This is a genomic window from Pseudorhodobacter sp. (assembly GCF_034675685.1).
Taxonomy (GTDB): Bacteria; Pseudomonadota; Alphaproteobacteria; order Rhodobacterales; family Rhodobacteraceae; genus Pseudorhodobacter.
This window is the reverse complement of the sequence record NZ_JAUCDA010000017.1, coordinates 1-12,601: the sequence shown is the minus strand read 5'-3', so window position 1 is coordinate 12,601 and position 12,601 is coordinate 1. Positions and strand designations below refer to the sequence as shown.

General features: G+C 58.1%; 10 protein-coding genes and 3 pseudogenes. 4 read left to right on the top strand and 9 right to left on the bottom strand.

Going from position 1 to position 12,601, the window contains the following annotated elements:
- Positions 1–498: 498 nt before the first annotated feature.
- The 3 genes from VDP61_RS14375 to VDP61_RS14365 form a co-directional block, all read right to left on the bottom strand.
- Positions 499–1,404, bottom strand: a complete 906-nt coding sequence (locus VDP61_RS14375) for a hypothetical protein (protein WP_323007565.1) — start codon at positions 1,402–1,404, stop codon at positions 499–501.
- Positions 1,405–1,736: 332 nt separating this feature from the next.
- Positions 1,737–1,886 carry a hypothetical protein gene (locus VDP61_RS14370; RefSeq protein ID WP_323007564.1) on the bottom strand — a complete coding sequence of 50 codons (150 nt, stop codon included), beginning with the start codon at positions 1,884–1,886 and terminating at the stop codon, positions 1,737–1,739.
- Positions 1,870–2,262: a type II toxin-antitoxin system RelE/ParE family toxin gene (locus VDP61_RS14365; RefSeq protein ID WP_323007563.1), complete on the bottom strand. Its 393-nt coding sequence runs from the start codon at positions 2,260–2,262 to the stop codon at positions 1,870–1,872. Before VDP61_RS14365 ends, VDP61_RS14370 begins: the two co-directional genes overlap by 17 nt.
- Before the next feature lie 717 nt (positions 2,263–2,979).
- Between VDP61_RS14365 and VDP61_RS14360 the strand changes: the two genes are divergently transcribed.
- Together VDP61_RS14360 and VDP61_RS14355 are read left to right on the top strand one after the other, a co-directional pair.
- Entirely contained in the window at positions 2,980–3,249 is a 270-nt protein-coding gene (locus VDP61_RS14360; RefSeq protein WP_323007562.1) for a hypothetical protein, read from the top strand.
- A 131-nt stretch (positions 3,250–3,380) separates the two neighbouring features.
- Positions 3,381–4,891, top strand: a protein-coding gene (locus VDP61_RS14355; protein ID WP_323006662.1) for an IS3 family transposase whose coding sequence is annotated in 2 segments (ribosomal slippage) — positions 3,381–3,807 and positions 3,807–4,891 — 1,512 coding nt in all. Because the reading frame shifts where the segments join, the coding sequence is not laid out codon by codon here.
- 578 nt (positions 4,892–5,469) lie between these two features.
- On the opposite strand, the pseudogene tnpC reads toward VDP61_RS14355, so the two are convergent.
- From tnpC to VDP61_RS14335, 4 genes and pseudogenes are all read right to left on the bottom strand, one after another.
- Positions 5,470–6,958: pseudogene (gene tnpC / locus VDP61_RS14350) on the bottom strand (IS66 family transposase); the annotation flags it as partial.
- A 166-nt stretch (positions 6,959–7,124) separates the two neighbouring features.
- Positions 7,125–7,478 (bottom strand): IS66 family insertion sequence element accessory protein TnpB, encoded by a 354-nt coding sequence (gene tnpB, locus VDP61_RS14345; RefSeq protein ID WP_323006560.1) that lies wholly within the window; start codon positions 7,476–7,478, stop codon positions 7,125–7,127.
- Positions 7,475–7,903: an IS66-like element accessory protein TnpA gene (tnpA, locus tag VDP61_RS14340; protein ID WP_323006985.1), complete on the bottom strand. Its 429-nt coding sequence runs from the start codon at positions 7,901–7,903 to the stop codon at positions 7,475–7,477. The genes tnpB and tnpA overlap by 4 nt, the downstream gene beginning before the upstream one ends.
- Before the next feature lie 118 nt (positions 7,904–8,021).
- The gene (locus VDP61_RS14335; protein ID WP_323007561.1) at positions 8,022–8,531 is read right to left on the bottom strand and encodes an HNH endonuclease; all 510 of its coding nucleotides are present in this window, start codon (positions 8,529–8,531) and stop codon (positions 8,022–8,024) included.
- An 846-nt stretch (positions 8,532–9,377) separates the two neighbouring features.
- Here VDP61_RS14335 and VDP61_RS14330 point away from each other — a divergent pair.
- Positions 9,378–9,800, top strand: coding sequence for a helix-turn-helix transcriptional regulator (locus VDP61_RS14330; RefSeq protein ID WP_323007026.1), 423 nt, complete (start codon positions 9,378–9,380; stop codon positions 9,798–9,800).
- A gap of 518 nt (positions 9,801–10,318) precedes the next feature.
- Here VDP61_RS14330 and VDP61_RS14325 read toward each other — a convergent pair.
- Both VDP61_RS14325 and VDP61_RS14320 read right to left on the bottom strand, forming a co-directional pair.
- Positions 10,319–10,978, bottom strand: coding sequence for an alpha/beta hydrolase (locus VDP61_RS14325; protein WP_323007025.1), 660 nt, complete (start codon positions 10,976–10,978; stop codon positions 10,319–10,321).
- Positions 10,975–11,603, bottom strand: a pseudogene (locus VDP61_RS14320) (DNA-3-methyladenine glycosylase family protein). Before VDP61_RS14320 ends, VDP61_RS14325 begins: the two are co-directional and overlap by 4 nt.
- Positions 11,604–11,733: 130 nt before the next feature.
- Here VDP61_RS14320 and VDP61_RS14315 point away from each other — a divergent pair.
- Positions 11,734–12,601, top strand: a pseudogene (locus VDP61_RS14315) (MFS transporter); the annotation flags it as partial.

Here is a 12,601-nt window from a genome sequence, read left to right as displayed (position 1 = left end):
TTTCTACTCATATCGCAAGTGGTTGCTGGTGACGGCGGCATAGGAGGTCGATAGTTTCTGCGGCCCTTCATCTCAAACGGCGCGGGAGCGAGTCACTGAGAGTCGTCGGCGCTGGACCTTGCCCCACCTAGCCGAGAGCATAAGCAACCCCTTCAAGGCGACTCTGCGTGAGTCTGAGAGGCTATGGATGGGGCGCTGGACGCAGGCGCTGACAGCAACCTGCTTGCGCCACTCGGTGGCCCCCTATGTTATGCCGTTCCTAACTTTCTTGGCCTATGAACCGCCACCTCACCACAAACAACAAAGCATGTCGGGCGGTGCTTGGCGCATTTGCAAAAACCCATTCTGGTGACTTCGAAGCGTAAGCTGGTCTTTCGCTGCGGTCAGCTCGAAGGTCAAGTCTGCGGACTTAGCTGCCATTCGCCGCATACGCGCAAAAGCCACTAACCGGTACGGCATGAGCGACTCGCACTCAGAGTGTCTTGAAGAACCTGGAGCTCATCGGTTTTGGCTGTATTGCACGTCACCTAATACACGAATGATGAGCAAGCTGGCTTTGTGGGCTGCGCAGGCCTGCTGCCGCGTCGATGGCGTTTTCGGGTCATTGTAGCGGACGGATGCGTCGCACTGGATGTCAGCAATGAGGTGCTGAACATTGAGGCCCCGGATTGAGCGTGAAAGGACGTCATGTGGCTCCCTCAACTTGTGACCCCATGGAACTGCATGGTCTCCAATGATCGCGATCATGCCTTTCATAAATTTCTCGGTCATCTGAAGTGAAGACCATCTTGCCTGTCCCCAGTTTGGGGACTGGTTCGTCATGTGTCCGACGGCAGCGAACCAGTCCTCTTCAGCAGCGGCGAACATTGGGTCGGACTTGCGGAAACGATTGAAAGCACCTCTCACGTCAAGCCCGACAACGAACAACCCATAGACCTCGTTTAAGTCGTTGTCAGAGAAGTGCTGAAGGCGGGCCTCGGTGATACCGGTCAGCGATGCGCAGGCATTGATGTCGAGCACCTGTGTCCCGACCCTGTTTCCAGGGTGTTTGGGCAGCTCGCGCTTAACCTCAATCAATGGCGTCCCATAAATCAGCGGAAGACGCATTTCCCAAATGTCACTATCGGCAAGGACAGCTAACTTGGCTTTCTCTGAGAAATCGATCTTAATCAGATCGCCGTAGACCTCTTCATACCAGCTATGGATACTGTTTGTATAGGCGCCAGTAGCGACCAATTCTGCGGGAGCCCCCGGCGGGAGCTTCGCCAGTGGAAGGTTAATATGGAATCGTTTGCCGAACTCGATCACCGCCATAATGGGGCGAGAGCTGGGCGGAATGGCCTTATCCTTGAGCGACTGATCGATCTCGCGCAGGATGGGGAAGATGTCGTCGGGGATTTTCATGACGCGATTGCCTCAAAGCTTGACGAAAGGGGAGCATGATACTGTATCAGCAAACAGAATTGGCTTGCTTGGGTCACTCTGTGGAGCCCTATGTTATGCCGTTCCTAACCTCCATCATGCGAAAAAGGTCACATCACCAGAAGTGCCAACGGATCGAAATAGCGCCTGCTGTTAAACGATAGCTTGTATGCCCTTGCGCGCGATAAGATCGAGCAACCGAGCGGCTGACCCACCCGGCTTCTTCTTGCCTTGCTCCCACTGAGCAACTGTAGTCCGACCAACGTTCATATAGTGCGCGAAGATCGGCTGGCTCACGTGGTTCCGCTCTCGGATCAAGCGAATTGCTTGGCGCTATAGTCAGGGACTTTTGGGATCGCGAGTTCCTCGATGTCACGAAGGGTGGCTTTATCCATCGCACCAACTTCGTGAAGGTCAACCGCAAAGTCGAGCGCCATATCGAGGATGTCACTTCTGGTTTTCATTTTCTTCCCCTAGCTCACGGATAGCCTTTTTTGCTTTCAGCCCCTCAACCTGCTCATTCGACAGATCAACTAGGGACTTTGCGATCTTCTTTAACGCCTTCTCCTCTTTCGAGGTGATGTTGCCTTTGTTGCTCTTCGGAAAACCGTGCAGAAAAAAGATCCTGCTGTCGTTGGACTTCCGAAAGCAAAGTATCGTCCGATACCCGCCTGACTTTCCGCCATCTTCACGCGCAACCCGCTTCTTGAACAGGTATCCACCAAGGTCAGCATCGACTTCGCCACCGAAGGCTTCTTCAGCCGTTTCCGTGAGCGTTGCGTCGTCAACCCTTTCGTCAGCGGCCCACCTTGAGAACTGCTTTGTCAAAAATACTCGCACATCACTCCTATCACTTAGTGCTATACTTTTCAAGTTTCAATTGCTGGCGCCTACACGCTGACTATCCCTTAGCTCCAGCACAACAGACCCTGCCTAACTGACATCGTTACCGCAAGCGCGACTAGCCTGCTGGGGGCGCTATGACGGCTTCACGCGCTCTGCGCTACGTCACCGATGCCAAGCTTTGAATAACGATGAGCATTGCTGAATGTTTCGTTGCTGTGGTCCGTCACCGCGATGCTTGCGATGTGCCGCGACATCGGAAGATGGTAGAACCCCGTAGCTCGATGCGTTTGGAACTGCACGGCTTTCAAACGACCTTCGCCTTGTCTAGCCGTCCATCGACCCCGCTTTGCTGCCGTTCCACGCCCCGCTCAACCACCTGGCAGACCGGCTCACAGCGCCGCAAAGACCCGTAGGGAGTCGCTTCGGCGCGAGGGCTGCATCAGGTCGACGAAATAGCGCTGCAGCGCCACAGTGAGTTCGCTGAGCGCGCCTGTGGCATGCTTGACTGCAGAGTCACGGGCTGGCTGCTGACCAAGTGCGAACTCAACCCGAAATCGTGCGAATGCTTCACCGCCGGCCGACCCCAGTTCACAGCCGTTCTCCAAGGTTTGCTACAGGATGCGCAATATGCTCCGCGCCCAAGACTAATTTGTTTGAGACAGCGAGCCCACGTCAAGTTAAGAGAAGTAAGAAACGCCTTTGGGAGAAGTTATGGAAGTATTAGTGATTGTATGGGTCCTCTGTGCAGGCATGTCTTATTTTGTGGCAAGAGATAGGGTGCCTTCAAAGGCAGGACTTGCCACTCTGCTTGGGTTTATGTTTGGACCTCTTGGGGTATTGTTCACATTCTTACTGAACGAAAACCCCGTAGCCAAAGGTCCCGAGAAGGGGCTGGAGGAGGTCGAAGTTGTCGTTAGAGAATTGACATTGTCGCTCGAACAATTGACTGCAAACCTATCAGCTGCAAAAGCAAAGCTCTAATATCATTGCTGATAGCCCCCCTGTGTCAGGCTAGTTGTCCGCTGCTCTACTTTTCTCTATTTTTCAGGTGGGCGGGATAGGACGATGACGTGGGATATTCACAGGAACGCAAGACTGCGGTGCTGAAGCGGATGCTGCCTCCGAACAACATGGCCATTCGGCGCTTGTCGCAGGAGGAGGGGATTTCGGAGGCGACGCTGCACAAGTGGCGTGCTGAGGCGCGTGGCAAGGGCCAGCTTTTGCCCGATGCCGATGCCGGCCCTTCCGGTTGGGCATCGCGCGACAAGTTTGCGGCGGTGCTGGAGACGGCGGCGCTGAATGAGGCCGATCTGGCGGAGTATTGCCGCAAGCGCGGGCTGTTTCCCGAGCAAATCAAGGTATGGCGCGGGGCGTGCGAGCAGGCGAATGACTGGGACCGTACCAGCACGGCCAAGGTGAGCCAGGCGACGAAGGAAGAGAAGAAGCGGATCAAGGAGTTGGAGCGCGAGCTGGCCCGCAAGGACCGCGCCCTGGCCGAAACTGCGGCGCTTCTGGTGCTCAGAAAAAAGCTGGCGGCGATCTGGGGGGGCGACGAGGACGCATGATCAGCACCCCACATCGCCAAACCGCCACGCTGCTGATCGAAGGGGCCGTCACCGCTGGCGCCCGCCGCGCCAAAGCCTGCGCTGAGGTGGAAATCAGCGAACGGACCTTGCGCCGCTGGACCAAAGGCGGTCAGGTTCACGCTGATCAACGTCCCTTGGTCCAACGGCCGGAGCCTCCTAACAAGCTCAGCGACGAGGAACGCGCCGCTGTTCTAAGCATCTGTAATTCTGCGGAATTTTCCAGCCTTCCACCCAGCCAGATCGTGCCGAAACTAGCCGATCAGGGGCACTATCTGGCCTCAGAATCCAGCTTCTACCGTATCCTGCGCGCAGATGGGCAACAGCATCATCGTAGTCGGTCCAAGTCGCCCGTCCGGCGCAAGCCTCCAACTAGTTACAAAGCCAGCGCACCCTGTCAGGTCTGGACCTGGGATATCACTTGGATGCCGGGGCCGGTCGCGGGCATGTTCTTCTACCTTTATCTGATCGTGGATATCTTCAGCCGCAAGATCGTGGGCTGGGAAGTCCATGAGCGCGAGGGTGCGGATCTTGCGGCGATGTTGGTGCAAAAGGCGGTCTGGTCGGAGGCCCGCATCGCGCGGCCCTTGGTGCTGCACGCCGACAATGGGAGCCCAATGAAAGGCGCTACGATGAAGGTGACGCTGGAAAAGCTGGGCATCATGGCGTCCTACAGTCGCCCGCGCGTCAGCAACGACAACCCCTTCTCCGAGGCGCTGTTCCGCACCTGCAAGTATCGCCCGGACTGGCCAACCAAGGGCTTCGCGACAAAAGCCGAGGCGCAGGCTTGGGTGAAATCCTTCACCAGCTGGTATAACGGGGAGCACCTTCACAGCGCCATCCGCTTCGTCACACCCAGCATGCGCCACGCAGGACAAGACCGCGATGCCCTCGCAAACCGGGCCTTGCTCTATGCAAATGCCCGCGCACAAAAGCCGGAACGGTGGTCAGGAAAAACCCGCAACTGGCAACCCGCCGGACCCGTCTGGCTGAACCCGGAACGCGATACCAGCGCCTCCGAAATCAGAGACGCCGCTTGAAATCGGCGGACAACTTGTTTGACAAACACCGCTGAGGCACATCCTCACCAGCAGATGTGCACGAGGTGCAGGCAGCGCACGGACGACTCCCTGGTCACCTCTGAGCGTGCGAATTCAAAATGTGTTGTCAGTGCTTCTTGGCCCTTGCTCTATTGGCGCCTTTAACAAAAATATGGACCATAGCTCTTCAGCTTAGACAGACCACGGCGAGGCAAAGCGCTTGAAGGCGGTGCTTTTGAATCGTCCTACGCTTACCTGCCGACCTCATGATACCGGACCATTTCGATTGGCATAATGAAATTTCGTCTGTCAGCCAAGTCGCTGGCAGTTTGTCTTACCGTCAAAAAGCTGCTTCAGCTTGAAAATGTTAATCTCGAGGACATCTCTGCCTCGTAAATCCCAATGAAATATAGGTTTTCAAATGTTTAAATTTTTGCCTTGTGGACAGAACAGCTAACATCAACCGTTGTGAAGGTGACGGCAGTGCGCAATAGCATGGCGCGATTTACCGTTGTGGACAGCATAGCCGACGTTGTGGACAGAAAAGCTGTAAGCGGTCGCTGGGTAGCACTGTCACCTTATCTTGGCGGCGTGAAGTTCCACGGCAGCAGGTCGTCTAGGCGGCTTTGTGGGTGGCCGTTGGCAATCGCGGTCAGGGTTGCCTTGAGATAGGCAAAGGGCTCGATGCCGTTAATCTTGCAGGTCTCGATGAGCGAGGCGATGCGGCCCCAGGCGATGCCGCCTTCGTCATGCCCCGTTGCCCGGCAGGGTTTTGGCAAGGCCAAAATCCCGAGAGGGGGCGAAGAGCGCGTTTTTGCGATTAAGGGCTATCGGGCGGATCAGGTTTTCAACCCTGTTGGAGTCAATCTCCACGCTGCCGTCCTGCAGGAAGGTTTGCAGCCCGTCCCAGTGGTTATGGATGTAGGTCAGCTTTTCGCCCAGGCGGGATTTTGCGGAGATCTTGCGGCGATGGGTCTGCAGCCAGTCACCGAATGCGGCCACCAACGGCGCGGTGCGGGCTTGGCGGGCAGATAGGCGCTGGCCTTGCGAGACGCCGCGGATGTCGGCCTCGACGGCATAGAACTCAGCGATGCGGCGCAGACCCTCGGCGGCGATCTCCGATCCGTCGCGATCGAAGACCTCCTTGAGTTTGCGTCGGGCATGCGCCCAGCAGTGCGCCACCCGAATGGGCGCACCTCCCTTGCGCGCGGGTTTGGTCAGGCGGTTGTAGCCGGTGTAACCATCGATCTGCAGGATGCCATCGAAGCCGGTGAGGAAGGTTTCGGCATTCTCGCCCGCGCGGCCGGGGGCATAGAAGTAGACGACGCCGGGCGGGTCCTCGCCGCCCCACGGCCTGTCATCACGGGCGAGCGCCCAGAGATATCCGGTCTTTGTCACACCGCGCCCCGGGTCCAGCACCGGGGCTGTTGTCTCGTCCATGAACAGTTTGGATGACCGCTTCAGGTGGTCGGCCAGCCGGTCAACGATGGGTTTCAGGTGGAACGCAGCCTTGCCGACCCAGTCGGCCAGCACGGCGCGGTGCAGATCGAGGCCCGCCCGTGCCATGATCTGGCTCTGGCGATACAAGGGAAGATGGTCCGCATATTTGCTGACCAGCACATGGGCGATGGTGGCCTCGGTCGGCAGGCCGCCCATGATCAGATGGCTGGGTGCTGGGGCTTGGGTCACCCCGTCGGTGCAGGTCCGGCAGGCATACTTCGGCCGCACGGTCACGATGACGCGCAACTGCGCCGGCACGATGTCCAGCCGCTCGCTGCGGTCTTCGCCGATCTTGTGCATGACACCGCAGCCACAGGGGCAGATCAGGCTGGCGGGCTCAACGATCTCTTCGATCCGCGGCAGCGCGGCTGGCAGGTTGCCGATGGTGCGCTTGGGCGTAGGCTTGGTCGTCCCGTTGTCCGCCTTGGCGGCCCGCGTTTTCTTTTCTGTCTCAACCTCGGCCAAGGCGATGGACAGGTCTTCGAACGCCAGCTGGCGTTCATCTTCAGACAGCTTTTCTGACCGCTTGCCATGCAGGGCGTGGTTCAGCTCGGCGATGAGATGCTCTTACCGACGGGTGATTTCTGTCAGTGTCGCCACCGTTTCCATCAACGCCAGCACCGCCGCGCGTTGCGCGGCCGGGATGGCGGAAAGGTCGATGACGGGTGCGGTTTGCATGGGCTGAAGCTACCATAAAAACCCCCGCAAAAACACGCCAAACCAAGCGGTTGATTCACTCTGCCGCAGCTGGCGGGCGTGCCTCCAATGCCTTTACTTTGCGCCAGTCGAGACCCGCAAACAGCGCCTCGAACTGGGCGTGGTTCAGCGCCATCACCCCATCCTTGATCGCGGGCCAAGTGAATGTCGCATCCTCCAGCCGCTTGTAGGCCATCACCAAGCCAGTGCCATCCCAGAAGAGCAGCTTCAACCTGTCCGCCTTACGCGAGCGGAACACAAAGACCGTGCCGGTGAACGGATCCTTGCGTAGCACAGACGACACAATTGCTGCCAGGCCATCATGGCCTTTCCTGAAGTCGACAGGCTGCGTCGAGACCAGAAACCGCACTCGGTTCGAGGGGAGCATCATGACGACGGCCCGATCGCCCGCACAATCTCGGCAATCCGCGTGGCTGTCGTTGCACCGTCCAACCGGATTGTCACCTGGCCCACGGCGATCTCGATAAATCCCAAGGGCTGCGCTTCAGACTGGCCCGGCCGCTCAGGACGCGTTGGCACAGCACCAGTATTCTCATCCAACAGCACAAGAGGCGCAAAACAAAAGCCGCTGTCCGCCAGCGCAGGCAAAACCAACTTCCCGTCGCGCGCCCGACCACGCCATTCCGACAAGTGGTTCGCCCGAAGCCCATACCGCGCCGCAACCGCGTTCACCGTCACACCAGGCATCAGGCTTTCTGCAACGATCTGCGCCTTGACCTCGTCTGGCCACCGCTTCTGACCATTGGCCCGTATCTCCACACCGTAGTCCCTGAGAAACTCCACCGTAGTCGCCATCGCGAAACTCCTGCCCCGATCTCCATCAGCCGTGGAGTCGCAGGTCAGGCAAAAACTGGGAAGGTGCCGCCTAGGAAACGCTTACGAAAAGCTTACACAGTCGGCGCTGTTGTAAACCTTAGGCTGCCATTTGAAGTTTCTGGCGCTGCCGCTCACGTGCACGGCGCTGAATCATCGCAATCGCCTCTTGGGCTTCCGTTGCCGTTGTGTAGTGACCAAGATTTATAAGAACGCCGTCTATGTCGATCATTGCCTCAAATCGGTCTTCAACGCTCCATACGCCGGCCATCCCAGTCGGACCACGCCATGGCGCACGATGCGCCAGCACCTGCATGCGTTCGCCTTCGCGTAGATTGGTCCAGCGGTTGTTGCTGCGATCTTGATCTATGTGTGCGATATTCGATCTTGGCATAGCGCCAGTCATCCAAAGCCACGCCAAGCGGTGCAACAGATGGCGTTCACCGTCGATGCTGACTTTCAAGAAGCCACGCGCATCGTGAAGGGTGCCTGCGACCTTGCCGGCCTTGGCACCCCTCACCCATGTGAAGCAGCCTGCCTCGGGTTTGTAAGTCAAAACTTGGCGTAGTCGCGTTTGTGTCAACATTTGTTCGCTCCAGCGATTATACATGATCCAGCTTGCGGTGGCGGAAGAGCTTCCACAAGGAGGATATGTTATAGTATAACATATTTTGATTGATTTGAACATCTGATCTCAGAGCTCAGGGAGGGTGATCAAAGATTATAGAGCCTCGTGTTGGTTTGGCTGACGATGGAGGAACACGATCATTAAGAACACACGACGCCTCCCCATTAGTGGAGGGCAGACAAGCCGTCGCTGAGACATCTAGTACCTCTGAGAATCGGAGGCTACTGGCTTCGCTATCTGCGGCTGCGGCTGCGGCTGCGGCTGCGGCTGCGGCATTGATATGATCGTTGTGACAGCGTCCGACAACCAATCGGATATAAGCGGTCCATTGAGCGAACCGCTGCAATGCACACCATGGGTCGGACCGGGAAGGCGGACGTCATTCCGATCACGAAGCTTGCTAAAGGAGGTCCGCCACATTTCAAACCACCTCGGCGCCTAGAATTTCAGACTGTCCATATCTGAGGGGTCGACCTGTTCGGACCCTCGCCGACATCAATCTCCCTCAACGCGTGTTATACGCCATCGCGCACCACCGCTCAGGAGCGCTGCCAGCGTAACCACTCCTCGGACTCTATCGCTCTGCGCAAAGTAAGCCAGACGGCCCTGTGGGGGGGCGCGCTGAGCGTCTCTGTCACACCAACCAAGCGGTTTCATCACCGATCCGGTGGTTGCGATGCTGAAGGTGGAGGTTTCGTTCGCCCCCGACCTGCCGATACTGGCTGCATCCCCATGAAGAACGCGTCGTTTTTCTAAGACTTCGCATTTCTTGAACAAACGTCAATAGTCCCACCCGACCGTGCGTTCGCGACGCTGTAAGTAAGTCATGTGATCAACCTTATGAGAGAAGATATGACAAACCCATACCAAAACTCTGCAACCGCAAAGCTGATCGCGGAACGTATCCGCGACCTTGCGCATCGTAAGACCCAGGCAGACATCGCCGCCGAGGCAGGCTTTGCAAATGCCAACATGGTAACCTACCTCAAGAACGGCAAAAACAAAGTGCCATTGGATCGTATGCCATCATTGGCAAAGGCGCTCGAGGTGGACCCGGCATACTTGATGCGCCTTGCGCTTGATCAGGCGGTAGGCGCGACTGCGGCAAAAGCTATTATTGAAATCTTCGGCACGCCCGCAAGCGAGAACGAACGTGGCTGGTTGGCGGAGCTGCGTGACGTATCAGATAACAGCGATCCGCGGATGACAGCCCGTTCGCGCTCTGCACTGAGGGGGATTTTTGGAAAATGAATGAACCCTTGTTCACATCACCCAAGGGTCCAGCGGGACTGTGGGACCAACTCACCACGAATGAGAGGGCTTGGATTGAGTTCATCAGGGTCATCAGTGGCGGTCGTGACCCGAAGCTTACATTGGTGCGCGTCCAGATGCTGGAAGAGCTGTTAGATACTGGGTGAGGGGTCCGGCGTGAAGAGGTCAGCCGTTCCCCGGCGGCACGCCGTTCTTGTTGAAAAACACCCCAACTGCTTGCACTGATTTTTCCACTACAATAACAATGAACGAAATTAATTTCACAAGAAAAGCGGTGCCAGAATAGTTGCCTTACATGGTGCCAGAACTCCACGTAACCCATTGATATATATAAAGTGGTCGAGAGTTCAATCCTCTCTCACAGCACCATAAATTCTTAGAAAATGATCCTTGGCCGGCTCTGCAGGGTGCCAAGCGCCACCTTGGCGCCCCCTGATCTGCACTGCTCGGGTTATGCCAAACAAGTGAAGCGCGCAGGGGGCGGCGAGGGTGGCCGTTTATTTCACCAACCGCTCGACCAGAAAGCTGAGGGTCACCGACAGCCCATCAGGGGCAATGCCGTGGCCTGTACCTTTCATGACATGACCATAGGTTTCAAACCCGGCCGCAAGCAGGGCGTTGCCCGCCAGGCCCATATCCTCGAACGGAACCACCGGGTCCTGATCGCCATGGATCAGCAGAATCGGTGGTTTGGTCACGGCCTCATGCAGCAGATCAGGCGACAAAAGCCGGCCGGAAATTGCCACCACCCCGGCAATCACCGGGCTTCGGCGCGGGGCGATGTGCAGGCTCATCATTGCGCCTTGCGAAAAGCCGACCAGCACCAGCGCATCGGGCTTCAGCCCTTCCTCGGCCAGTTTTTCAGTCAGAAAACCGTTCAGGTCATCCGCCGCCGCCAGCAACCCCTGCCGCGCAGCCTCTTCGGAAGAGCCGTCAAGCCAGGGGATCGGAAACCACTGCCGCCCCATCGGCGCACCGTTGCACGGCTCTGGCGCATCGGGCGAGAAGAAAACCGTATGGGGCAAATGGGGGGCCAGCGGGTCGGCAAGCCCCAGCAAATCCGCGCCATCCGCGCCGTAGCCATGCACAAAGACAACCATGCTACGGGCCTGGCCCAGCGGGGCACCCCTGCGGGCGGAGGTAAGTTTACGTGTCATCTGATCCCTTCTTTCGCGGTCGAAACCCTGTAATAGGCCCATAACAATCTTGCTGCAACCGATCGCCAGGGCACCCAACCCGCAGCCATCTGGCGCATTTGCTTTTCCTTGGGCCGCTCATCCAACCCGAACAAGCGCCTTGCCGCCTCTTGCAGGGCAAGGTCGCCATGCGCGAACACATCGGCACGGCCAAGGCTGAACATGGCGTAAATCTCGGCCGTCCAGGTGCCAATGCCCGGCACTTCGGTCAAGGTGGCAATCACCGCTTCATCCGGCATCTGCGGCAAGGCCGCGTAGTCGATGCGGGCCGCCGCAAGCGCGTGGGCATAGCGGATCTTTTGCCGTGACAGGCCGCAGGCCCGCAATTCCACTTCGCTGGCGTTGCGCACAGCGGATTTTCGATCAGCCCGGAAGCCTGCAGCCGCGTCCAGATCGCCTGGGCCGATTGGGTGCTGACCTGTTGACCGATGATCGCATCAAACAGCGCCGAAAATCCGCCCGGTCGCAAACGCAACGGCAAATCCCCAACCTGGTCCAGAGCCGCCGCGAAACGCGGATCATGGGCTGCAAGCCAAGCCGCCCCTTCGGCTACGCAGGCATCCTCTTTGATAACTCGTCCGATCATCCCGCCCCCATCTTTTCAGGCAGGCTAGCGGGGCTGGAATGGCAGCGAAACCCCAAAATGCCCAGCGGGCATTGTAGCCATGACAATTTGTCTCTTGCCCGCAAGGGGTCTGCGCGAATATGCCAACGGCATGAGCCAAACCAGCACCCTCCCCGCCCCCGCCCAATCCCGCCGCAATGTGTGGGTTTTGGTTGCCGCCCAAGCGTTTTTGGGCGCGCAGATGCCGATGATCTTTACGATTGCGGGGGCTTGCCGGGCAAACCCTGGCCTCAAACGCCTGTTGGGCCACGCTGTCGATCTCGATCATGGTCGTGGGCTCCATGCTTTCGGCCACGCCGCTATCGTCGGTGATCCAAACATCCGGGCGGCGCGCCGGGTTCTTGATCGGCACGGCAGCGGGCGCTATCGGGGCGGCGATCGGGGCATGCGGCTCTATTCCGCGTCCTTCCCGATTTTCCTGCTGGGGGCGCGCTGTTTTCGGGCACCTATATGTCGGCCCAGGGGTTTTACCGCTTTGCCGCCGCCGATACCGCCTCTGAAGAACTTTCGCCCCAAGGCGATTTCATGGGTAATGGCGGGCGGGCTTTTGTCGGCCATCATCGGGCCGCAGCTGGTCAAAGTGACGGCACAGGCCTTTGTGGTGCCGTTCATGGGCACCTATCTGGCGGTGATCGTGCTGAACATCGTCGGTTCCTTTCTGTTTTTGGGCCCTAACATCCCCAGCCCGCCAAGCCAAAATCGGTGACGCGCTGGGCGCACCCCGGATGAAAATCATCCGCACGCCGCGTATCGCTGTTGCGGTGATTTGTGCCACGGTTTCCTATGCCTTGATGAACCTGGTGATGACCTCTTCGCCGCTGGCGGTGGTGGGCTGCGGGTTTGAAACCTCGAACGCGGCAGATGTGGTGACGGCGCATGTGCTGGCGATGATGACTATCTTCTTTACCGGCCATCTGATTGCGCGCTTTGGTGTGGAACGGATCATCGGGCTGGGGCTG